27 protein-coding genes and 1 pseudogene are annotated in these 21,854 nt (G+C 44.1%); 25 read left to right on the forward strand and 3 right to left on the reverse strand.

Annotated features, from left to right (window positions below; translation table 11 throughout):
* Nucleotides 1-14 precede the first annotated feature (14 nt).
* The 3 genes from MKZ13_RS08120 (at nucleotide 15) to MKZ13_RS08130 (ending at nucleotide 1,900) form a co-directional block, all read left to right on the forward strand.
* Nucleotides 15-359 carry a hypothetical protein gene (locus MKZ13_RS08120; RefSeq protein WP_339183186.1) on the forward strand — a complete coding sequence of 115 codons (345 nt, stop codon included), beginning with the start codon at nucleotides 15-17 and terminating at the stop codon, nucleotides 357-359.
* 42 nt (nucleotides 360-401) lie between these two features.
* Complete coding sequence (locus MKZ13_RS08125) at nucleotides 402-869, forward strand: GNAT family N-acetyltransferase (RefSeq protein ID WP_076252701.1); 468 nt, start codon at nucleotides 402-404, stop codon at nucleotides 867-869.
* Nucleotides 870-1,258: 389 nt separating this feature from the next.
* Nucleotides 1,259-1,900, forward strand: a complete 642-nt coding sequence (locus MKZ13_RS08130) for a FusB/FusC family EF-G-binding protein (RefSeq protein ID WP_339183188.1) — start codon at nucleotides 1,259-1,261, stop codon at nucleotides 1,898-1,900.
* 129 nt (nucleotides 1,901-2,029) lie between these two features.
* On the opposite strand, the gene MKZ13_RS08135 is transcribed toward MKZ13_RS08130, so the two are convergent.
* Entirely contained in the window at nucleotides 2,030-2,617 is a 588-nt protein-coding gene (locus MKZ13_RS08135; protein WP_339185368.1) for an NAD(P)H oxidoreductase, read from the reverse strand.
* A 245-nt stretch (nucleotides 2,618-2,862) separates the two neighbouring features.
* Here MKZ13_RS08135 and MKZ13_RS08140 point away from each other — a divergent pair, with 245 nt between their 5' ends.
* From MKZ13_RS08140 to MKZ13_RS08185, 10 genes are all read left to right on the forward strand, one after another.
* Nucleotides 2,863-3,249 carry a helix-turn-helix domain-containing protein gene (locus MKZ13_RS08140; protein WP_076209362.1) on the forward strand — a complete coding sequence of 129 codons (387 nt, stop codon included), beginning with the start codon at nucleotides 2,863-2,865 and terminating at the stop codon, nucleotides 3,247-3,249.
* 36 nt (nucleotides 3,250-3,285) lie between these two features.
* Nucleotides 3,286-3,753 carry an NUDIX domain-containing protein gene (locus tag MKZ13_RS08145; RefSeq protein ID WP_339183191.1) on the forward strand — a complete coding sequence of 156 codons (468 nt, stop codon included), beginning with the start codon at nucleotides 3,286-3,288 and terminating at the stop codon, nucleotides 3,751-3,753.
* Nucleotides 3,754-3,822: 69 nt separating this feature from the next.
* Nucleotides 3,823-4,212, forward strand: coding sequence for a hypothetical protein (locus tag MKZ13_RS08150; RefSeq protein WP_221822628.1), 390 nt, complete (start codon nucleotides 3,823-3,825; stop codon nucleotides 4,210-4,212).
* A gap of 121 nt (nucleotides 4,213-4,333) precedes the next feature.
* Entirely contained in the window at nucleotides 4,334-5,215 is an 882-nt protein-coding gene (locus tag MKZ13_RS08155; RefSeq protein ID WP_339183194.1) for a DUF4085 family protein, read from the forward strand.
* Nucleotides 5,216-5,651: 436 nt separating this feature from the next.
* Nucleotides 5,652-6,125 carry an NUDIX domain-containing protein gene (locus MKZ13_RS08160; protein WP_339183196.1) on the forward strand — a complete coding sequence of 158 codons (474 nt, stop codon included), beginning with the start codon at nucleotides 5,652-5,654 and terminating at the stop codon, nucleotides 6,123-6,125.
* 179 nt (nucleotides 6,126-6,304) lie between these two features.
* The gene (locus tag MKZ13_RS08165; protein WP_339183198.1) at nucleotides 6,305-6,862 is read left to right on the forward strand and encodes a MepB family protein; all 558 of its coding nucleotides are present in this window, start codon (nucleotides 6,305-6,307) and stop codon (nucleotides 6,860-6,862) included.
* Nucleotides 6,863-7,125: 263 nt separating this feature from the next.
* The gene (locus MKZ13_RS08170; protein WP_221822636.1) at nucleotides 7,126-7,542 is read left to right on the forward strand and encodes a MerR family transcriptional regulator; all 417 of its coding nucleotides are present in this window, start codon (nucleotides 7,126-7,128) and stop codon (nucleotides 7,540-7,542) included.
* Nucleotides 7,543-7,567: 25 nt separating this feature from the next.
* Nucleotides 7,568-8,539, forward strand: coding sequence for an aldo/keto reductase (locus MKZ13_RS08175; RefSeq protein ID WP_339183201.1), 972 nt, complete (start codon nucleotides 7,568-7,570; stop codon nucleotides 8,537-8,539).
* A gap of 163 nt (nucleotides 8,540-8,702) precedes the next feature.
* Nucleotides 8,703-9,086, forward strand: coding sequence for a hypothetical protein (locus MKZ13_RS08180; protein ID WP_339183204.1), 384 nt, complete (start codon nucleotides 8,703-8,705; stop codon nucleotides 9,084-9,086).
* Between the two features lie 141 nt (nucleotides 9,087-9,227).
* Nucleotides 9,228-10,253, forward strand: coding sequence for a hypothetical protein (locus MKZ13_RS08185; protein ID WP_339183207.1), 1,026 nt, complete (start codon nucleotides 9,228-9,230; stop codon nucleotides 10,251-10,253).
* Between the two features lie 197 nt (nucleotides 10,254-10,450).
* Here the strand turns inward: MKZ13_RS08185 and MKZ13_RS08190 are convergent, their stop codons facing one another.
* The gene (locus MKZ13_RS08190; RefSeq protein WP_221822653.1) at nucleotides 10,451-11,434 is read right to left on the reverse strand and encodes a cation diffusion facilitator family transporter; all 984 of its coding nucleotides are present in this window, start codon (nucleotides 11,432-11,434) and stop codon (nucleotides 10,451-10,453) included.
* A 290-nt stretch (nucleotides 11,435-11,724) separates the two neighbouring features.
* Between MKZ13_RS08190 and MKZ13_RS08195 the strand changes: the two genes are divergently transcribed.
* The 9 genes from MKZ13_RS08195 (at nucleotide 11,725) to MKZ13_RS08235 (ending at nucleotide 18,920) form a co-directional block, all read left to right on the forward strand.
* A complete protein-coding gene (locus MKZ13_RS08195; protein ID WP_221823490.1) occupies nucleotides 11,725-12,402 on the forward strand; it encodes a response regulator transcription factor in 678 nt (225 codons plus the stop codon).
* Nucleotides 12,399-13,775, forward strand: coding sequence for a HAMP domain-containing sensor histidine kinase (locus MKZ13_RS08200; RefSeq protein WP_221822655.1), 1,377 nt, complete (start codon nucleotides 12,399-12,401; stop codon nucleotides 13,773-13,775). Before MKZ13_RS08195 ends, MKZ13_RS08200 begins: the two co-directional genes overlap by 4 nt.
* A 67-nt stretch (nucleotides 13,776-13,842) precedes the next feature.
* Nucleotides 13,843-14,973 (forward strand): ABC transporter permease, encoded by a 1,131-nt coding sequence (locus MKZ13_RS08205; RefSeq protein ID WP_339183211.1) that lies wholly within the window; start codon nucleotides 13,843-13,845, stop codon nucleotides 14,971-14,973.
* Entirely contained in the window at nucleotides 14,970-15,647 is a 678-nt protein-coding gene (locus tag MKZ13_RS08210) for an ABC transporter ATP-binding protein (protein WP_221822659.1), read from the forward strand. Before MKZ13_RS08205 ends, MKZ13_RS08210 begins: the two co-directional genes overlap by 4 nt.
* A 162-nt stretch (nucleotides 15,648-15,809) precedes the next feature.
* Nucleotides 15,810-16,346, forward strand: a complete 537-nt coding sequence (locus MKZ13_RS08215; protein WP_221822662.1) for an NUDIX domain-containing protein — start codon at nucleotides 15,810-15,812, stop codon at nucleotides 16,344-16,346.
* 48 nt (nucleotides 16,347-16,394) lie between these two features.
* Entirely contained in the window at nucleotides 16,395-16,904 is a 510-nt protein-coding gene (locus MKZ13_RS08220) for a DUF4275 family protein (RefSeq protein ID WP_221823493.1), read from the forward strand.
* Nucleotides 16,905-16,964: 60 nt separating this feature from the next.
* Nucleotides 16,965-17,558 (forward strand): DUF4304 domain-containing protein, encoded by a 594-nt coding sequence (locus MKZ13_RS08225; protein WP_221822664.1) that lies wholly within the window; start codon nucleotides 16,965-16,967, stop codon nucleotides 17,556-17,558.
* Between the two features lie 42 nt (nucleotides 17,559-17,600).
* A complete protein-coding gene (locus tag MKZ13_RS08230) occupies nucleotides 17,601-18,608 on the forward strand; it encodes a phosphotransferase (protein ID WP_339183217.1) in 1,008 nt (335 codons plus the stop codon).
* Between the two features lie 18 nt (nucleotides 18,609-18,626).
* On the forward strand, nucleotides 18,627-18,920 hold the full coding sequence (locus MKZ13_RS08235; RefSeq protein WP_221822667.1) for an RNA polymerase alpha subunit C-terminal domain-containing protein: 294 nt from the start codon (nucleotides 18,627-18,629) through the stop codon (nucleotides 18,918-18,920).
* Nucleotides 18,921-18,939: 19 nt separating this feature from the next.
* Here MKZ13_RS08235 and MKZ13_RS08240 read toward each other — a convergent pair whose 3' ends face one another.
* A complete protein-coding gene (locus MKZ13_RS08240) occupies nucleotides 18,940-19,884 on the reverse strand; it encodes a hypothetical protein (RefSeq protein WP_339183220.1) in 945 nt (314 codons plus the stop codon).
* A 359-nt stretch (nucleotides 19,885-20,243) separates the two neighbouring features.
* Here MKZ13_RS08240 and MKZ13_RS08245 point away from each other — a divergent pair, with 359 nt between their 5' ends.
* From MKZ13_RS08245 to MKZ13_RS08255, 3 genes and pseudogenes are all read left to right on the forward strand, one after another.
* Nucleotides 20,244-20,750 (forward strand): DUF2569 domain-containing protein, encoded by a 507-nt coding sequence (locus tag MKZ13_RS08245; protein WP_339183222.1) that lies wholly within the window; start codon nucleotides 20,244-20,246, stop codon nucleotides 20,748-20,750.
* A gap of 125 nt (nucleotides 20,751-20,875) precedes the next feature.
* Complete coding sequence (locus MKZ13_RS08250) at nucleotides 20,876-21,475, forward strand: histidine phosphatase family protein (RefSeq protein ID WP_339183224.1); 600 nt, start codon at nucleotides 20,876-20,878, stop codon at nucleotides 21,473-21,475.
* Nucleotides 21,476-21,683: 208 nt separating this feature from the next.
* A pseudogene (locus MKZ13_RS08255) lies at nucleotides 21,684-21,827 on the forward strand (pyridoxamine 5'-phosphate oxidase family protein); the annotation flags it as partial.
* Between the last annotated feature and the right edge of the window lie 27 nt (nucleotides 21,828-21,854).

A 21,854-nucleotide genomic window follows, 5' to 3' on the forward strand; every position in this document is an offset into this window, starting at 1 on the left:
AGGGTGTTTACGAAGTGAAAAAAATGATAATCGTTACTCTTGCTTTGTCGTTAGTAAGTGCTTCTCTTGCTTTTGCAGCGACAAGCGCACCACAGAAGACCGAATCTAAGGTCTGGATCCGCCCAGAGGTATTTACTCCAGTACAAGACGATAATTCCTTTGATTTTTCTGATGCGGGTTATAGTGTGGAGGCATATAAAAAAGCAAGTATTGAGTTAATAGCCTATGTTAATACCGGGGACAAGGAAAGATTAAAGTCTTTTTACCAAGAGAGAAAAAAGGCAATTGAATATGACGATTCTTACACATATATGTATGATCGTATTTTTAAATTGAGCTATATTAGTGCAACAAAATAGGAAGAAAGTGGTAATGGCGATAAGTGCAGGAGGGAATTCAAAATGGAATTTAGAAGAATAACTTGGGATAATTTTATCGAATGTATTGAACTTAAAGTCACTCCAGACCAACAAAGATTCATATCCTCGAACCAACATGCACTTGCTGAAGCGTACGTTGCCTCAGATGAGGGGCAGATTATTATTACTTTTGCAGTCTATAAGGAAGACAATATGGTAGGTTTTATTTCGATGTACTATGATGACGGAGATGGCAATTTTGATTATAGCAGTTATGGCATCTTTAAGATGATGATTGACCAGCGATATCAAGGTAAGGGATATGGTAAAGAAATGGTAGTAAAAGCAATCGAGTATGCGAGGACTTTTCCACGAGGAAAAGCCAAAGTTGTAGAACTCACCTACAAACCTGAAAATGTCGTTGCGAAGAAAATTTATGACTCTCTTGGTTTTATTCAAACAGGTGAAATATTGGCATGTGGTGAAGTACAGGCGGTATTAACTTTGTAATTGTCCGTTACAGCTCCAATCCTGCTCTTGCTTCAGGAGGCCATTGAGCAGTCAGCAGAAGATCATTTCGTGGAAAATGGGAAGAAAGCCTGAGATGCAATCATATTTCTTGAACAGAGGAAATTGGAACGGAGCCCGTTGCCTACACTATGCTGCCCTGTTATAATTTCGATATATCTATCGTATTGGGGGTTATGACGTGGCAATATGGATAATGCCGGATTGCTCGTTCGCTAGAAAGCCTTATGCAAAGCCTGAATAGGGGCGGACTTTGTGTAGGGCGCGACAAAAATGAGATTGTTGCCCTGAAATCAATATCAACATAATGTTACATCCCGCAGGCTTTGCACCTTATTTGTTCTTCCAATAAAAATAAGGGGCTGAACGCCATGCAAACACCATTTATTCAGAATCATCAATTTAATTATATTCAAAAACAAGCTGATTTCCTGCTCAAAACGCTACGCTCGGTTGTGGATCCAAAAGTATTGGAAACCGTCCGTTATACGGTCGGCACAAATGCGGTGAGCATCTTCGATGAACTCATTTCGGAGCAGAAGCAACTGCTGGAGCAGTTATCCACGTATGAGACGACACATGAATTGCAGACGTATCTGAACCAGCTCGAATCATATCTGATTCCATATCCGCAAGTATCAGCCAAGCAGATCCAAAAGCTGTTTCCAAAGGCCAAGAAGCTTAAAGTGCCCGATCTTGAATCCATCGATTACGCACACACCACCTATCTGAGATGGACTGACATTGCGACGAGCCGTTTGTTCATCGTGTACCCGCACGAAGGCAGATTCCTCGGTATTGAGGGACGGATTACACCCACGAACAAAAAGGGGTACTGCATGTTCTGTCATCGTCATCAGGAGCTTGGATTCTTCAACGTGAAGACCAAGGCTCATTCGCCAGACAACTTTTCTTCCATTGCCCAGTACGTATGCATGGATAACACAGCTTGCAACCATAGTATTACCGATATCTCTATGCTGGAGAAGTTTCTTCTCTCGACAGTAAAATAATGCAAGACACACAGGCAGGGTCGCTCTTCGGAGCGACCTTTTTGCCGTGTTCAAGCGTAGTGATTCGCCATTGAACGTACCACAAAACTTCAGAATTCATATTCGGGTCATACCTTTTTTCTCATACCATTACAGCGTCGGAATATCATTGGCATAGTTCAGTCCCAAGTGATGTGCATGGTTCAGCAGTGCCTCATAATGCTCAGGCTTGGATTCCAACGTTTCATATAAAAACTCAACCCTCGATTGGGACACGCCGCAGTAATCGGCAATACCCACATTGAGCAAATTGGCGATCGATTGACCATAGTTGCGCTTGTGCATCTGTTCTTCCGTCACACCCGAAAGAGCGATCCACAATATCTGCTGATGAGGGAGCTTGTTCGCGCCGTAGGCAAATCCGTTGTTCATGACACGATCCACATAGCCTTTCAACATGGCTGGCAGATGCCACCACCAGAGAGGAAATACAAAAGCCACAGCATCATACTTCTTCAACCGCTCCATCTCGGTTTCAACCTCGGGCGAGAACACCTGATTTTCTTGGGTATAGTCTGGTTCATCCATCTCTCGGAGAATTGGGTCGAAGCCAATCCCATGCAAATCCAATATCTCATAACCGTGACCGGCACCGGTAAGACCCTGTGCAAAACGTTGAGCTACCTGAAAGGTCAAGGAGTCTTTTCTTGGGTGGGATACTACAACGAGTACGTTCATCTTATCTTTCACTACCTTTCTGGATTGCAGTCTTGTAGCCATAAATCAGTGGCTGATGCTATTATAAACAGGTATGAAAACATCTGGAAGTACGCACTTTGATGTTCTATAGGAAGAATGAAGTGCCATAGGAACATCAAAGTACCCTAAATGGATGCCTCGAAATAGGCTCAAATAATTGAAAGAAGAGCAGTGAAAATTTTATTTTCACTTGGGATACAGCCTGATTATGGAGGGGTTCAAAAATGACGGAACATGGAGAAACGAGCGCGCCAAAGAAATATAAAGTAGGCGTGGAAGCAGCCTTGGAAGTGATGGGCGGGAAGTGGAAGCCTTTGATTATTTATCACTTGATGACCGGACGGAAACGCACGTCAGAGCTTCGACGATTAATCCCCGACATTACGCAGAAGATGCTGACAACACAGCTTAGAGGACTTGAAAAGGATGAAATCGTACAGCGAAAGGTATATTCGGAGGTACCTCCCAAAGTGGAATATGAGTTAACGGACTACGGCTGGGGACTTAAGCCCGCCCTGGATCATCTATGTTATTGGGGAGAAGAGCATCTGGATAAAATCCACGGGGATAGGTTTAAAGTATTGGAGGATTTCGATTCTCAGGAAAGTTGAAGAGAGGGGCACGAGAAGGTGGATGGTGCAGAGCACGTGAAACAGGCAGTTCCCATTCGTTGTGAAGGCGTGGCTGTAGTTCTATTGAAGAAAAGCCTCGATCAATACCGTGTACTGATGCTGAAGCGGGCTGGTCGTATGTTGCATAACGAGTGGTGTTATGTTGGCGGCGGGATAGAAAAGGGCGAGAAGGCATGGGAAGCTGCACTCAGAGAAGTTCATGAGGAAACAGGTATTACGGAAGTCAGGTTGTATTCTGCCAATCAATTCGAACAATATTATTCACCCATGGAGGAGTATATCTATACCGCTCCCGTATTCGTAGGATATGTGGATGAAAGCCAGGTTGTCCGGTTAAATCATGAACATATCGAGTACCAATGGATGACGTTTGACGAAGCTAAAGAAAATGCGGCTTTGCCCGGAATTGATGATATTTTGGATTTTGTTGAAAAGCATTTTGTCAGAAAAGTCCCTTCCGAGTGGCTTCGGATTAATGGTTAGAATAATTAGGAGGTGGAACTCATCACATACAAGACGATTTATCCAAGAGCATGGTTGAGCCTACTATGTATGTTGGTCATTGAAGCTATGTTTTTCAGAAATATTATTTATGATGAAAATGGTATTATGAAGTACTTCCTGATCGTTATATTGACCTTTATTCTCGGTTATATCGTTTTTCTGCTCTGGCGTTTGTTTTTCACTAGACCCAGTATTACGCTGGAAAGCGATCATGTGATTTCTATGAAACATCAGAGATATGATGCATCTCAGATTGAGTGTATTTATATGAATTACAGACGGATTGGCATCAAACTCTATGGTAAACGGTTAGTGCCGATGGATCTATGTTTTTATTTTCAACGAGGTCAGGAGTCTGCAGGCGTAGAAGCTGTGCATGAATGGGCGGCGCGAAACGACAAAGAGATCAAACACAAATTTTTTCAAACATTGGGGTAGAGCAGTGCGTTTGTGAATATAAGGAATCGTTGAGGAAGTGCAGCTTAATTCTCGTCACAAATTAAAGAGGTCTATGCTTTAATAGCAAAGTAGATTCTATAAATCAGCAGGAGAGATGCCCATGAGATATCTAACGAAAGAATGGTATGAGCTTTGTCAGCAGACACATTTTCATTTTGGTTTAAGAGTACATAACGGAGCTTACGAGTTCGATGAAAATCTATTTTTAAGGCTGTATAAAAGAAAGGAAAAAGCGCATGTGAAACAGGAGCGAGAGTTATATAACTTGGACCCACGTTACATGCTGGAGCATGATGGTCAAGTACTTACTCGCGTAGACAAAGCTTTCGGTGAGGAAGAAGTGACAGAAGAGGATCAGATCGTATTTCACATGCAGCCAGAACAAAGAGCGCATATCGAGAAACTCATTGCAGAATATGATGTGCGTCCTCCGTTTGATGAGAAGAAATGCAAGGAAGAGTACAAAGAATCGATGGAGTCGAGTTTTCAATACAAGGCGGAACATCTGCCACAGGAAATCGTTGAACAAATTGCGGATATTCGTGTGTTTACTTTGGGATATTGCACGAGAGAGATACTACAGCAATTGAAGAAACAGAGTGCACACAATTGGAGACGTGTGGAACACACATCGAAAGAATTTAGAGAAGTGATGATGGCACAGAATATCCCCGATGAAATACATAGCCGGGTTCAATATCATGATTGTACGGTAACGGAACTGTTGACGATGGATGAAGTGGTTATTCGTTTTGACACCCGTGGGGGCTTCACCAATATAAATAAACTCACGCTGGTTGCACCCGAAATCATCAAGCAAGAGGGTGAGATTGTAGGCAGTTACTGGCTGTATCAAGAGCTGTATCGGATCGATAACGGATATGAACTTCATGTTCTATTTGATGGAGAGAATATGCCTGAGCTGATTGTTCGCTGTGCTGATATTCTCGTAGAGGAAGAACCAGAGAGACCAAGAGGATGAATATGGAGGGAATAGAGATGGAATGGACCACCAGTACGTGGTTATTTATCTACTCCCGTATTTGTCGTGGGCGTTGCATGTTACTTCTTTCCTGATTTTCTATACAAAATATTTGTCCTGATGAGATATCGAAAAATTAAACCGAATAGCGAGTTTGAAGATAACCCACCTAATAGTAGCAAGGAGTTGGATACCATTTCGGAATTTATCTGGGCTTTAGTGATCTCAATTATAAGTTTAATTGTCGTTCTTATCTTTACTGCAATTGTACGTTATGCGATAGATTCATCCAAAACATCGAAGAAGATGGATGTACTAATTAAAGAAGTGCACTATCTGAAAATGAAATTAAAAAATTGCAACACCATAAGCAGCGAGATGATAGCAAGCATATTATTGATGAGAAAGTATAAAAAGCAAAACGGAGGACATCTGTATGGGCATGTCAGACTATTACAAAAACCTCAGGGAAAAGATCGGCAACGAGCTTATTTTTATGCCGGGTGTGGCTGGGATTATCCGAAATGGACAAGGGGAAATTCTGTTCGGTCGTAAACATAACGAATCAACCTGGGGGCTGATTGCTGGAGCAATCGAACTTGGTGAGACACCGGCGCAAGCGATGGTAAGAGAGGCACTGGAAGAGACAGGTCTAGTTGTTGAACCCGAGAAGATTATCGGAGTATACGGGGGTGAAGCAAGACGGTTTACATACAACAATGGTCATCAGGTTGAATATTTGACTATCGTATTTGAATGCAGGATCAAATCTGGGCAACTCACGCCCGATAATGAAGAGATGAAGGATCTGCAGTTTTTCCCCGAGGATCAGCTCCCACCCATGGCAAACCAGTACCCAGATTATATTTTTAGCTCCAACCAAGAAGAAGGTGCCCATTTTGAAAGGTAAGCCAACCCACTGTGCCGAATTGGGCTGAGCAACAAGCATCATCCGGATGCTTTGCCTGAGTACTTAGAGGCATGGCAGGAATGGAAGCGACTATGTCAGGAATTTTGAACAAGCAAAGTTTTTACAGCTATTCCAAATGCCTTAGTTCAGACTATACAAGACAGGAGAGATATCACAAGTTGGATAACAAAAGGTTTTTGAATCGTCCGAATTCTTGGACGACCTCCGAGATGCTTCATGGCGACTTACTTGCCAGTAAAGAACTTATCTATGACAAGTGTGGCTTTGGTTGCTCACAACCGCATGAAGAAGCACAAAATGCTGAATATGGGGCATATGTGTTCACCATAAATTCTCTCTCCATTCGATTCCGCGTCGCCAAAACCACACCAACCAAGCTTGGACAATTTGTCACTCTGTGGCAGCGGGGTGAGGATGGAACGACACAGCCATATGATGTATCAGATCCAGCAGATGTGTATGTCATTAGTACGCGCACAGGTAGCAACTTTGGTCAATTTGTATTTCCGAAGCATGTATTGTTGCAGCGAGATATCCTATCGGATCAAGGAAAAGGTGGCAAGCGGGCCATACGTGTATATCCGCCTTGGGACAAGCCAGCAAGTAAGCAGGCTTTAAAAACGCAGCAATGGCAGCTGGAATACTTCTTGGAAGTACCTTTTACCAAACCGTTGAACTGTGATCAAGCTCGGGTACTTTATGGCCCTAGCGATTAAAGTAAGCGAAACAGTAGCCAGCATCTCCAAACTCTTTTCCTCTGAATATCAACTTTTCACCGATCTTTCGACATAATCTCCTCTATTCGTTATTTCTCAGTACTGAAGCGTGTGCTATGTCCTCCATTTGTTAAAAATAGTGAACGTCAGTTCATTTAATTTTTTTGAAATTTGTGCTTGCCTTAATGTGAACATTAAGCCTTAGGATGTAAAAGAACCGGCCAAATGCATCCAAAAATGAACATAAAGGAGGAGTCAGCAGTATGGCTTTCTCGATAAAAGAAGCTTCGGAGCGGCTGGGTTGTCCTGCACATAAAATTCGTTACTACGAGAAGGAGGGACTGCTCCCTTACATTCAACGGGATCAACATGGAAATCGGATGTTCGAGGAAGAACATCTGGATTGGATGAGACTGATGTCTTGTTTCCGGGCAACGGGTATGAAGGTAGCTACACTGAAACATATGGTTAGTCTGGCGCTGGATGGTGATTCAACGATTCCACAACGGAAAGCAATCCTTCACGAATATAAAGAGGAATTACATCGCCGCCAACTTGAAATTGCCGAAGCACTTGCAGCGGTGAATAACAAATTGACCATCTATGAAGACATAGAAAAAGGAAAGCTTCCTTCAGAGAGCAAGTTGCTAGATCAAATGGAAAGCATCGGCAAAAACTAATATTAACGGATGGAGAGATGGAGATATGAAGCAAAGAGTGCTGGGAAATAGCGATATCGTCGTATCTTCAATTGGACTGGGAATTATGGGCATGTCTCCGGGGATGTACGGCGAAACCAATGATGAGGAGTCAATAAAGACCATCCATCACGCGCTGGAGATTGGCGTTACACTGCTGGATACAGCTGATGTGTATGGTAATGGTCATAATGAAGAACTACTGGGGAAAGCGCTGAGGGGACGTCGCGATCAGGCCATTATTGCTACCAAATTTGCGTATACCCCAAACTATGAGACGTTGAATGGTCATCCGGATTACGTGAAAAAGGCTGTAGAAGCAAGTCTTCGCAGGCTGGACACCGACTATATTGATCTGTATTACCAACACAGGGTAGATCCTCAGATTCCGATTGAGGAAACGGTTGGCGCGATGGCTGACTTGGTTAAAGAGGGGAAAGTCCGCTGCCTTGGATTGTCCGAAGCATCGGCTTCCACTTTACGCTGTGCACACGTCGTTCATCCAATCTCTGCGTTGCAGAGCGAGTATTCCCTGTGGAGCAGGGATATTGAGGACGAGATTCTACCAACTGCGAGAGAACTGAATATTACCCATATTGCTTACAGTCCATTAAGCAGAGGGTTTATCACAGGTGAGATACGGAAATTCGAAGATTTGGATGTTAATGATCTGCGCAGATATATGCCGAGGTTCCAAGGAGACAATTTCGCCAAAAATATAGAAGTTGTGGATAAAATCAAAGAGATTGCGATGGAGAAGAGTTGCACGCCTGCACAATTGGCTTTAGCTTGGACAATGGCTAGTAACGCATTGCCGATTCCGGGAACGAAACGAATCAAATATTTGGAGGAAAACGCGAACGCTGCAACGATTGAACTGACACCTGATGACTTAGCCCGCATTGAAAAGGTAAGTCCTCAACATGAGGTCCATGGAACACGTTATATGAAAGAAATGATGACTCAGCTTAACGGGTAAAAATGAGGCAAAAAAGGAAGTATGATTTAGTGCTATATCCTGTATAATTTAGAGAACAATCAGGTTTGCATTTCTGTAGAGAATGAAGGATCTACGATTGGAAAATAAGGTATCCCTATTATGGGAGTGATTCTGCTGCCACTTTGAGTACTGGAGTGTGGTCATGATTGTATTGACATCAGCAATCGTAGTCACCGTCTTGATTCTGATCGTTATTCTGTTTCAGGTTGCGTTGGCAGTGGGTGTGCCATGGGGAGAGTACGCCATGGGTGGGAAGTTTCCCGGGAAATACCCCATCTCCATGCGTTTTGCCTGCATAGCTCAGATCGCAATATTGGCATTCATTGGGATCATTGTCCTGAGTAAATCAGGATTGCTTTTGCCAGGATGGTCTTCATTCTCAGATATCGCAATTTGGTTTATCGTTGGGTATTTGGTGCTGGGGACCATATTAAATCTGATCACGAGAAGTGTATGGGAACGAAGAATCTGGGCGCCCGTAACGTTGTTGATGCTGATAACCAGTATAATCATTGCCATTTCATAACAATGAGCAACAATAGAATATACTAAACGAGAGCCCTGGCATGTATGCCAAAGGGCTCTATGAATTACTGCCGTTCCTCATTTATACTAATGATAGTTTAACCCTACATAGAGAAGATCAACGGAGAGGAGCGGTTTTATTATGCCGATCTACTACTACCTTGTAGCAGTTTTATTAGTTGTAACAGCCTATTTGGTTCGACGTAAGCTCAAGATTTTCCGTCCAGCAGGAAGACGCAGAAAACAGACGAAAGTGACGTACAGACGAAAAAAAGCACCATTGAATCTTGGACTTCGAGAAGAAGTCTCTTATCAGCAAACCATTCTTCAATTGGAGAAGAGTTACAATAAGCATTTTGCCAATAAACTCAAGATCCGAATTCAACAGGAATATCCTCACATGAAAACGCTGGAGTATCGGTGGAAATTGATAGAGCTTAAGCGATATTTCATTATGGCTTCATTACTTAAGCAGGTGCCCATGTTCAGTGATGAAGTTGATGATTTGTGGCATGAGATGCTGATGTTTACGAAATCTTACGCTGATTTTTGTGCAGAATTCATGGGTTCCACGGTGCACCATGAGCCGGCAATCACCCGCCGCGAAACGCCAGGAGCACGTGCATGGTTTGATTGGGTGTACTGTCAATTATTTGAGTTCACCCCCTACAGTGCTGCAATCTGGGGTGATTTTTTCACTTACCCATTAACCAGTGATGTACAGAAGCTGATCGCACAGGGAGATCAATCTGAACTGGTGAATGAACTGTTTCATGCCAGACGCAAGCAGGAAGATCCTGAAGCTGCTCAGGTGATTGCCTACTTAATTGATCAACTACGTAGATCCGCAACGCTAAGTGAAGACGAGCTATCTCCAGCATTTTCCGGAAGTAGCGATGTAGCTCTCGTCATGGCTAGCGCCATGGTGTATTACTCCATGCATAACGAGGCGACATATGGGTTACACATGGGGCGGCTAGAACAGGAAATTCTTCCACAGGAAAAGGCAGCCTATGGTTCCTCGTCAAGCAGTGGCTGCACGAGCAGTTCCAGCTGTTATGCGGATCAATGTACAGACAATAGTAGTTCCTCGGGAGGATCTGGATCATCTTCCGACTTTTCTTGCAGCTCATCCAGCTGTTCATCTTGTGGTGGTGGCGGAGATTAATGAAGTATGAAGCTAGCGAATGAATGGAAAAAGAGAAGATGTCGATGATACAGCGGAATAACCTGTCAGAAAAGAAGGCAGGGATGTGTTCATCAAGCCGTAGGACATACCAAAAAATTATAAAAATCAAAAACAGGGCTTTCCCAGTGATGGGAATCAGCCCTGTTTTCATTTAGCAGTTTTTTTTTAGTAAACATTCAATGGTGATGATGTGCGTGGGCATCTGGTGCGTCGCCTTTGACCGTACATAATACCGAGGTGTCATGCAGATGTTTCTCGGACTCCACTTGGAGCGTTACATGTTTGATTTCTTTATGCTCCAGCATATGTTCAATTTTTTGAACCAGGATCTCGGATGCATAAACATCCATCGTTCCATCCACCACAATATGAGCGGTCAGCGCATTCAGGTTACTGGTGATGGACCAGACATGCACATCGTGTACACCTTTGACGCCATCAACTTGTTTAATAGTCTGCACCAGTTCATTCACATCCACATTGGCTGGAGTGCCTTCCATCAAGATATGCAGGGAGGATTTGGTGACATAGAAACCACTTCGCAATACCAACGCCGCGACAATTACACTTGCAAGTGGATCGGCCCAACCCCAGCCAAAAAACATCATAAGCAGGGCTGCCGCAATAGCCCCAACGGATCCCAGCATGTCGCTGATGACATGGAGATAAGCACCGCGCATATTCAGATTATTTTCCGTATCGCTACCACGCATCATGATCCAGGCCACCAGAATATTGATGAGTAATCCAATGATGCTGATGATTAACATACCTACGGTTGCAACTTCCGGCGGATTGATAAAACGCCCAATCGCTTCGTAGAAAATGTATAGTGCAATGGCGATTAACGTAATTCCGTTTAACGTAGCGGCTAAAATTTCAAATCTTCTGTACCCGTACGTTTTGCCGGTATTTACGGCTTTTTCACCAAAGGTGAACGCCAGTAAAGCGATCCCGAGTGCAATGGAGTCAGACAGCATATGGCCTGCATCCGAGATAAGTGCGAGACTGTTGGTGATGAATCCACCAATGGCTTCGACGATCATATAGATGGTAATAATAATGAAGGAAAACAACAGGACTTTCTTGTTATTGGTGGTGTGAGCGTGGTTGTGTCCATGATCGTGCCCATGGTTGTGACTGTGATGATGTCCAGACATATAAATCCTCTCCTTTGGAGCGCGGCTCCGTTATGTAATATGATTTCTAGTGTGGTTATAGGTGATCCTTAGCGATGGTTACTCACTAACAAATGAATATATGAGCGTTCGTTCATATGTTATGGTTTTATTATAGTTGCGCCACATAGTAGTGTCAACCAGATTCAAGAAAATATAAACATGTCCAAGGTGTCTCCATGCATGTGCTGGCGAATGAGATTGCTTTTATGCTACCATCTGTGCAGGATCAAAGTGAGATGTACTCGCTACATAGAAGGGCGGACAACGATATGAAACATCTGCTGCTGGCAGACGATGATGCCAATATTCGAGCACTTCTGCGGCATGTCATGACCAAGGAAGGGTATCGGGTTCATGAAGCGCAGGATGGATTGGAAGCGGTCAGACTGATGCAAGAAACGCCGATTGATCTGGCGATCCTCGATGTGATGATGCCCGGCATGGACGGACTGGAGTTATGCGATTTCATTCGGCAGCATTACGACATTCCTATCATGCTACTGACGGCACGAGATCAGCTATCCGATAAGAGAGATGGTTATTTGAAAGGAACAGATGAATATGTGACCAAGCCATTTGAACCGGAAGAGTTAGTCTATCGGGTAAAGGCGTTATTTCGTCGGTACCATCGCACATCCAGCGATATTATCCGTATGAACCGGATCGTCATTGACCGTAACAATGTGGAGGTTACCGATGGGCAATCGATTCTCTTTTTGCCAATGAAGGAGTTTGAATTACTCTCACAGCTTGCACAGTTTCCAGGCCGTTTGTTCTCGCGGGATGAGCTCATTCGACTCGTCTGGGGAGCAGATTATGAAGGAGATGACCGTACCGTTGATGTACATATCAAGCGGTTGCGTGATCGGTTTGCCGATTATACGGACGATTTCGTCATTCAGACTGTGCGGGGCATTGGTTACAAGATGGAGGTGAAAACACCTTGAGGACCTTGTATGTCCGGGTATTCCTTATTACGATTGGAGTGATTATGGTCAGCGGCATGCTCGGTTTTCTTTTGTCCAACATCTACTATCATGCAAAGCTCAAGGATTTTAATGACCAGAAGCTGGTGGGCATTGCGACGCAAATGAAGCAATTTGTGGAACAGCAACCCGGCACGATGGAGCAGTATTTGAACAATGCCGCCGCACTTGGGTACGAAATCTATGTGACGGATGGAAAAGGCACTGACCAATTCTACGGCCGCGAATTCCGTGAGAAAGATCTGGACAAGCAAGCTGTTGAACTGGTGCTGAATGGTGAGGTGTACCATGGCGTCGCCCAGTTTCCAAGCAAACCGTTCATTACCGGTTTCTTCGATAATCAATTAAGCAATACCGTGGGTGTTCATCTACAGTGGGGCAATGCGAATTACGCTCTCTTTATGCGCCCGGATGTAATTCTGCAATTCGGTGAGCTGCGGATCTTTTTTGCGCTGATTGGAGCATTAACGGTGGGTATTAGTATCCTGATCTTTCTCATTAGTACCCGTTATCTGGTTAACCCGATTGAACGTCTGTCCGAGGCGACCAAGCGCATTGCTCAAGGAAAATATAATCTGAAATTGCCTACCGCAAGGCGGGATGAGATTGGACAGCTGGCCCAGCATTTCATGACCATGAGTCGTGAATTGGAGAGGGTAGATCAGGCGCGGCAGCAGTTTGTATCCAACGTATCGCATGAGATTCAATCACCGCTGACCTCGATTCAGGGGTTTGCCCAATTGGTGGCGGATCGGGATCTGCCTGAACAGGAAAGAGAGCACTATGCATCGATCATTGAGGAGGAGAGCCGTCATCTCTCCTTGCTCAGCAAACAACTGCTTCTCCTCTCTTCCCTTGAACAAGGCAACGAAGATTTGTCCAAAGTAAAGTTCTCTCTGCGAGATCAATTCCGGCAAGCCGTTCAGGTGCTGCAATGGCAACTCGAAGAAAAAGAACTTCTGCTTCGGATTTCGGTGCCCGAATCCATCCAGCTGGTGGGCAATGAAGTGCTGCTCATGCAGGTGTGGATGAATCTGCTGGGTAATGCAGTGAATCATCTGCCTCAGGGAAGAAGCATTGAGATTCATGCCGAGCAGACGGATAACCAGTGCGTGATTCAGATTCGGGATACAGGAGACGGGATTGCTGCGGAGCATCTGCCTTTTCTGTTCGATCGATTCTATCGGGTGGATCGTGCGAGGGAACGTTCTTCTGGACGAACCGGACTTGGACTTGCCATTGTGCAGAAAATTATCCGAATTCATGACGGTACAATCGAGGTTTCCAGTTCACCTGAGGGTACGGTCTTTACCGTGACACTTCCGCAGATGTAATCTGTTATTCATTTGCCGTTCATTTTCACCTCCTATACTTGGGTTATCAAGAGGGAGGTCACAGAACATGTACTTGGCTATTCGGGAAATGAGGTATGCCAAAGGGCGGTATGCCTTAATTGCTACAATCATGGTACTGGTTTCATTTCTGGTACTGTTTGTTACAGGTCTTGCACAGGGGCTGGCGTATGATAACGCAGCTTCGGTCAAAAATATGGCAGCAACCCATTTTGTGCTGGAGCAGGATTCGAATCATCGATTTACCCGGTCACAAGTGGATCAGGATCAACTTAATCAAGCTCGCTCCGTAGTGGGGCAAGAGAACGCTGAGCCGCTCGGTGTGAAAATGACAACCGTCAGTCCAACCGGCGACACAAAAAAGATCGATGTCACGTTGTTCATGGTTAATCCGGAAGGTTGGCTTGCTCCAACCGTTACCGAAGGATCTCCGATTACGGATCAGACAAAAGGGCAGGTTGTGGTAGATCATAAGTTAACTGAATCTGGCGTCACGATTGGCACTGTTCTCGTCGATCAAGCTACAGGAGCGGAGTGGACCGTTGGTGGATTTGTACAAAATGAGTCCTTCAGTCACTCCCCGGTGGTATTCCTGAATGAACAGGAATGGCTCGCACTCCAGGGAAGTTCACGGACTTCTCAAGCTTCAGCAGACACCAATGCCAATGCTCCGATATTCAATGCCATTGCTATCAAGGATGGGGGCGAGCAGGTAGACCGCTTGAGTACTGCAATACCTAATACGGAAGTCATCACAAAGTCGGATGCCGTATCGGCTATTCCTGGATATAAGGAAGAACAGGGATCGTTGCTCATGATGATCGCTTTTCTATATGTCATCTCGGCGTTTGTGCTTGCGGTATTCTTCTACGTTATCACGATTCAGAAAACAAGTCAGTTCGGCATATTAAAAGCCATCGGAACCCGGAATGGTTATCTGGCAGGTAGTGTTTCGTTACAAGTATTGGTTCTGTCGGTTGGCAGTTTGGTGATCAGCCTGCTGTTGGTTCGACTGTTCGAGTCCATCTTGCCAGCATCGATGCCGTTTCAATTAGGTTTATCCACCCTCGCTCTGACCTGTGTGTTATTCATACTCATGTCTGTGGCTGGTTCATTATTCTCGGTGTGGAAGGTTACCAAAATTGATGCACTTGATGCGATTGGGAGGACTGCAGCATGAGAAACCGATTGGTATTGCAGGGAATTACACAGACCTTTGAAGATGGCGGCAGCAAACGCGTGATTCTGGACAAACTGGACCTTGAAGTAGCAGAAGGGGAACTAGTGGCTGTGATGGGGCCTTCCGGCTCGGGCAAAAGTACATTCTTGTCCATTGCTGGTGCACTTCTTGAACCTACGGAGGGGCAGGTTCTACTGGATGGGGCTTCTATTATGGGCAAAAGCAAACAAGATATATCCGATGTACGGCTTCAGCAACTCGGTTTTATCTTTCAAAGTGCCAACCTCATTCCGTATCTGAAAGTAGAAGAACAACTGATGGTGGTCGCAAAGCTCGCCGGAACGGATAAAAACAAAGCGGAGAAACGAGTGAATGAGCTGTTGGATACGGTAGGCTTGACCCATCGGCGGAAGGCATATGCGGAGAAGCTGTCTGGCGGGGAACGTCAGCGGGTCGCCATTGCACGGGCGTTGATGAACGATCCGGCTGTCCTGCTCGCGGATGAACCGACAGCCAGCCTGGATGCGGAACGTGGGCTGGATATTGTCCGCATGATTGCACGGCTCGTGAAAGAGCAGGGCAAGAGTGCAGTGATGGTTACACATGATGAGCGGATTTTGCCGCTCTGTAGCCGGGTTCTTTTTTTGGAAAATGGAAAGCTGGTGCAGCATTAGAGAGAGCATGGTCTGAGAGTCTGGAGAGAACACTGATCCAAGGCTAAGGGCAGAGCGCATAAGAAGAGGGTCACGTATTCCCGGTGGGAAGGTGGCCTTCTTTCTGTGTTTTCGAATATAATTGGAAGAATAGTGGAATTAGATAGAGAGGATCGGGTGCGGATGAGTAGCTTGAGTGCGGAATTATTTCCGGCGTTGAGTACGTCGATTCATTGGGGAATTATTGAGGCGGAGTTCAGATTAAACGACATCGTGGATGAAACGCTGGTGAGCAATATTAGCATCATTCCGTTTGTCGGGGATCAATGTGTTGTATTCCAACTGGATAATGGAGCTTGGGAGCTTCCTGGGGGTACGCTTGAAGCGGGTGAGCATTACATGGATGGACTGAAGCGCGAATTGATGGAGGAACTTGGGGCTGAAATGCGGTCCTATCAGATTTTTGGCCAATTCTATTGCGCATCCAGTGCGTTGAAACCGTATCGACCGCATATCCCGCATCCCCATTTTGTACGAATCATCGGATATGGAGACGTTGAACTTGTTGGTGATCCGCTGAATCCGGAGGATGGAGAGCAGGTGGTTGCGGTGGAAGTCGTAGAGATTGATGAGGCGATCCGAAGATTCCAGGAACAGAACAGATATGACATTGCGGAGATGTACAAACTGGCTCATATGCTGCGAGAAGAAGCTAAATAGTCAGGCAAGGACCAGATGATCTAATTCCGATATCTTACGGAGGTAATGATGATTCGAGATAAAATTAACGAGCTGCTGGATGCATTACCCGAAATGGAACTGAACCGAGCATATTGGGGGATTGAGCGTATCCATCAGGAATATATGTTCAAGAAGAATTTGCAGGGTAAAGGGGTTGTCGTGTCCGAACTGTATGAGGAATCCGAAGGGATTGTACAGCAATGGGACAGCGTGTTTGCCCATAATATCGATGATGTGGTCAAAGAGTCTATCCATTATAGTGAGTACAAGTGGCATTTGTTCAGTTATGAACAACAGAAATGTCGGACACATGATCAAGCACGAGATGCTTTCAATGCCGAGCCGAAAGATGAAGTATATGTGATGTATGAAAGTGGGGGTTGGGTGCTTTTATACGAAAACGCGAATCGGATTATTGCAGCGGATTTTGATTCGGAGCAGGATATCTATATCTTCGACCGAGCGTTTACATGGACGTACGTGCATACGCACGAATCCATGTGTGGCCCTTATTTTTATAAAATGGAACAAGCATGATTTTGAACAAAAAAAAGATAACAACGTATTAAATAAAATTTGCCTTGGGAGTGATATCTAATGCAGGAACTTTTTAAGAAGATCATCAAAACAGAAGTCAAACCCGTATTTGCCAAACACGGTTATTCCAAGAAAAATCTGAATTTCTACAAAGCGGATGGAAACCTCGCATATAAGTTCAACATTCAAAGAGCAAAGTATAACACCAGTCGTCAAGTCCAGTTTTATGTTAATTGTGGTGTTCATTCCACCGAACTTGCGGAGTTGCATTCCGTTGGATTGAATGGAGACATATTGGAGTACATATCTCATTTTACCTGCCGAATCAGAGCAATAGCCCCTTCCGCTCCGGCCCACTATACCTTAACGCCTGATATCGATCCGGAAGCTTTATCGAAAGAACTGGTGTCACATTTGGAAGAGGGCATGTCATTCCTGCACTCGCTAACAGGGGCCAGAGATATAGTCCATTATTATATGGACAAGACAGCGCTACATTTAAGCGAAGTAACCTTCCGCTTCCTGCTAAAAGCCGGTGATACGGAAGAAGCCAAGCATTATTTACAGCAACTGCACGCCAAATACGGAGCCGAAAAGCGCTGGACGATATTAGAAAAGAAATATGCAGCCGTTTTTGCCGAGTACGGATTATAGGCTTTGCTCCAGACAAATAGCCAAAATGAGAGGGGATAACATATGAACGATACTCAATATAATTTAAATTTTGAGAAACTGTGTAATGAATTACAGCTTGGTGAATTGATCAGTTCGCCCAAACCGATTTCAGGTGGACTTCTTCATCGAATGTACGCCATTGAAACGACGCAAGCTAATTATGCAGTTAAGGCATTGAATCCCCAGATCATGATAAGACCTACTGCTGTGCAAAATTATATTGATTCAGAAAAAATCGCAAGCGTGGCAGCTGAACATATCCATGCTCAACCTGCAAAAAGGTTAAAGGGTGCTTCTATGCATAACATTGATAATCAATTCTATCTAATTTTTGATTGGATTGAGGGGCAACGCTTGGAACAAGATGAAGTTACTATCAATAACAGTTCTCTGATGGGAACGATCCTTGCAGATATTCATAAAACGGATTTTAGACAACTAGAATTGCATAGTTCACAGGTGACTAATTCTAAAAAAATAGATTGGATGTTTTATCTGAACAAAGGAAAAAATGAGAATTCGGAATGGATTGAGATTTTGAATTCCAGTATGGATAAGCTATATGAGTGGAGCATGAAGGCTAAGAAGTCATCTTCAATGTTAGCATCTGAGAATGTTATTAGTCACAGAGATCTGGAGCCTAAGAATGTGATGTGGAGACAAGACATACCTATTATTATCGATTGGGAATCGGCAGGTTATATTAATCCTATGCATGATCTGGTAGAAACAGCTGTGTATTGGTCAGTAGATAACTCCGGAAGTATAAACAAGGAAAAGTTCTTGGCTTTTATAGCTGGATATGAGAAGCAAGTGGGGAGTCTAACCGCCAATTGGGATGTGGTTCTGGATAATGGTTTTGCTGGAAAGTTGGACTGGCTCGAATATAGTCTTAAACGGTCACTGTGGATTGAATGTACGGACATAGAGGAACAGTTAGTAGGAACATCACAAGTCATTTGGACTTTAGAGGCTCTAAAACAATACGAAAATATGATTTCAGATATTAAGAACTGGTTGAATACTTGATTCAGGAGGGGATGCCATATGGCCAACGATAAAGGAACACTCAGAACATGCGAACAAGGCCATTCGTATTATAAAAAAAGTGATTGCCTAACCTGTCCGACATGCGAAGCTGAACGTAAACCGACAGAAGGATTTCTAGCCTTGCTGTCAGCTCCCGCCAGACGTGCCTTGGAGAATGAAGGCATTACGACACTACTGCAACTTGCGGATTACACAGAGAAAGAAATCCTGAAACTACACGGAATCGGACCATCTGCCATGCCTAAACTTCGAAACGCATTGGAAGAAGAGGGATTGTCTTTCAAGAAATAACCCTCTTCATGTGGTTTCACTAATCCAAACCAGAAGCAGAAGTAATCTCCTCCATCGTTACCCGATACAACAAGTTACCTTCACTAAGTAGCAGACGATGTTGACGAAAATCCAGCCGTACCTGCTTGAAGGGCTGATCATCTTCATTTAATAAATCAATCTTCTGCCCCTTGCTTAATCTTTCGGGCTTCTCCATTTTCTTAAGTATAAACGTACCATGTTTACCGTATCCGGCATCGAACAAGAAATGATAACCATCTGTACTGAAGCCGGAGGAACCGGAGATGTTCGGGTTCATGAATTTAACGTTGGCTTCGCTGGTGCCCCCTGTGATACAACCCAGTTCAAAATCGGTATAGAAGTAGAACCAGACCTGGTTATCATTTACGACATTGAGTGCGTAACAATCCGCAATGTCTGCTGCATGGTTTTCGTACACTTTATTACCGTGCTTATCCCAGGCCAACAGACCGCTTGATCCAACCGGATTGCTCCATCCGTAGTTACCAAATATCCCTTCATCAAAGTAGCTGGTCCAAATCGTTCCCTTCTCTGTGACCTGTACACTCTGAATACCGTCTCCCAGCAGAAACTCGCGAATTGTATTTCCGTCTAAATCACACACTTTGGCGTTTAGATCATACTTTTCATTCCCGTAATTGGCACATCGTGCTCCGACGAGCAGCAGATGATCATGCAATGGTTGTACGTAATGATAATTGAACGTCTGTTCCCAGATGACAACTTCCTCGATATTTTGATCTGTCACAATGAGAACTTTGTACGTATAGCTTTGGTTTAATGTGGTCTTAACGAACATACCTCGTTCTCTTTCGGGAATCTGATTCATCAGCAGCACATAGACAAGGCCATCACCGCCCCACTGGGTGGAAACGATATCGAAGCCCTCGACATAATTTGAAATGTCGGCGAAAGGCAAAAGTTTTACTTTGGGATTGGGCATATCCATAACCCCTCCTTCGTACTCGAATGCAGAGTCACCACCCGCATCTGTATAAGAGGATTATGACGTACGCGTACTTTGCTGAACATGGCGGAAGTATAGCGAAAGCCTTATTTGGTTTTTTACAGTGTATGAGTATGATTTGAAATGGCTGCTTCGTCCTTGACATATGTAGTACAATAAGGAAGTTGTGTAAAATTCCATATAATAGGAAGGCGGAGAGATCGCTATAAGGAGAGTATGAAAATACATACAACGCACGTGAAGTAAGGGGTGAGAATCACCCATAGGTTCAATGTGCAATATTAAGATGAAGACTCATCTCAGAAAAACAAAACTGGCTAAGGAAGTGTTACGAAATGGAATCACATATTCAAGAGCAAAAGGCAGATTACCGTCCACTAGGCGTCTCGGGATTGGGTGGTTGGCTGATTCTCATCCAGATTGGATTATTTCTAACGGTAATACTGCTTGTAGTGCAATTATTTCAACAGATAATACCCACATTCACAACGGAGACTTGGGAAATGCTAACCTCCAAACAATCGGACTACTATCACCCGTTATGGGGTCCAGTACTTATTTTTGAGATGGTGTACAATACGCTGTTTTTATTATTCAGTGTCTACACAATTTTTGCGTTTTATAGCAAGAAGGCAATATTACCCCGTCTGATGATCATATTCTATGGTCTCAGTCTAGCTGTTGGTATCATTGATTACCTATTATTACTCCAGATTCCGTTAGCAAAAGAATTGGAAGATGGAAGCTCGATCAGAGAAATTGCTAAATCTGTAATCACTTGTGCCATCTGGATTCCTTATTTTATCAAATCAGAGCGAGTTCATAACACATTTGTGAGATAAATGGTAAGCAGGAAATACCCGATCTTGGATAGAAGCTATCTGAGGTCGGGTTTATTTTATATATGCCGGCTGTCATACAGTGTAAAGGATATTGTTCATTATAGAAGTGAAAAGGAGGAGAGATCTTGAAAATTTACCTGGTAAGGCATGGGATGGATGAGGAAGGGTATCGAGGCGGATGGAGTGATCGTGGACTTACGGAACAGGGAATCAATCAATCCAGGAAACTGGGAGAGCATTTGCATCATCATGCTGAGGAGTACAACATACATACGATTATTAGCAGTGATCTTCCTCGTGCAGTGCAGACGACACGGGAAATTGAGAAACAATTAAACATGCAGGCTAGCTTAATGAAAGATTGGCGGGAGATGAATAACGGAGATTTGGCAGGCATGCTCCATAAGGATGCTGAGGAGCATTACCCAGGGATTTATTTCAATACTCTTGAGATGGACTCCCCGTTTCCGGGAGGAGAAAGCCCAAGGGATTTTTATAACCGGATAAGCAAAGCTATCGAGAGTCTTTTCAGAGGTTTAGAGGAGAAAACAGTAGAGTCCAATGTTCTATTAATTACTCACGGCGGAGTGATTAATATTCTGTATTATCTGCTTGAGAAGAAGGAATGGAGCAATAAGTCTAGCTTTTATCCCATGGACAACACCAGTGTACATACCGTTGAAAAGGGAAGGCATGGTTGGAAACTTAGCAGCGTAAATGTGTAAGTCATCTAGATTAGTTGTTTTTCCATGTTAAAGAGAAGATGGAGGCGATGACATGAGTGATAAACCCATTGAACTGCTACAACGTTTGAAGTCTTTATCCGGCCCATTTCCAACGTGGGATATGGGGCAGTTACCGGATCGGCCCGGGAAGCTATTTTTGGAGTGGTTGAGATTGGCGGTTGAGAATGAAGTGAAAGAACCTCATGCCATGACGATTTCAACCGTGGATCAAGACGGTTATCCTGATGCGAGAGTATTGATTTTGAAAAACGTAATCGACGAAACGTTTTATTTTGCCTCCAGTTCGGAGAGTCGCAAAGGGCAGCAGTTGAAGGAGAATCCTCATGTCGCTCTGACATTCTACTGGCCTTCCCTTGGA

This window comes from Paenibacillus sp. FSL R5-0701, from assembly GCF_037973995.1.
Classification (GTDB): Bacteria; Bacillota; Bacilli; order Paenibacillales; family Paenibacillaceae; genus Paenibacillus.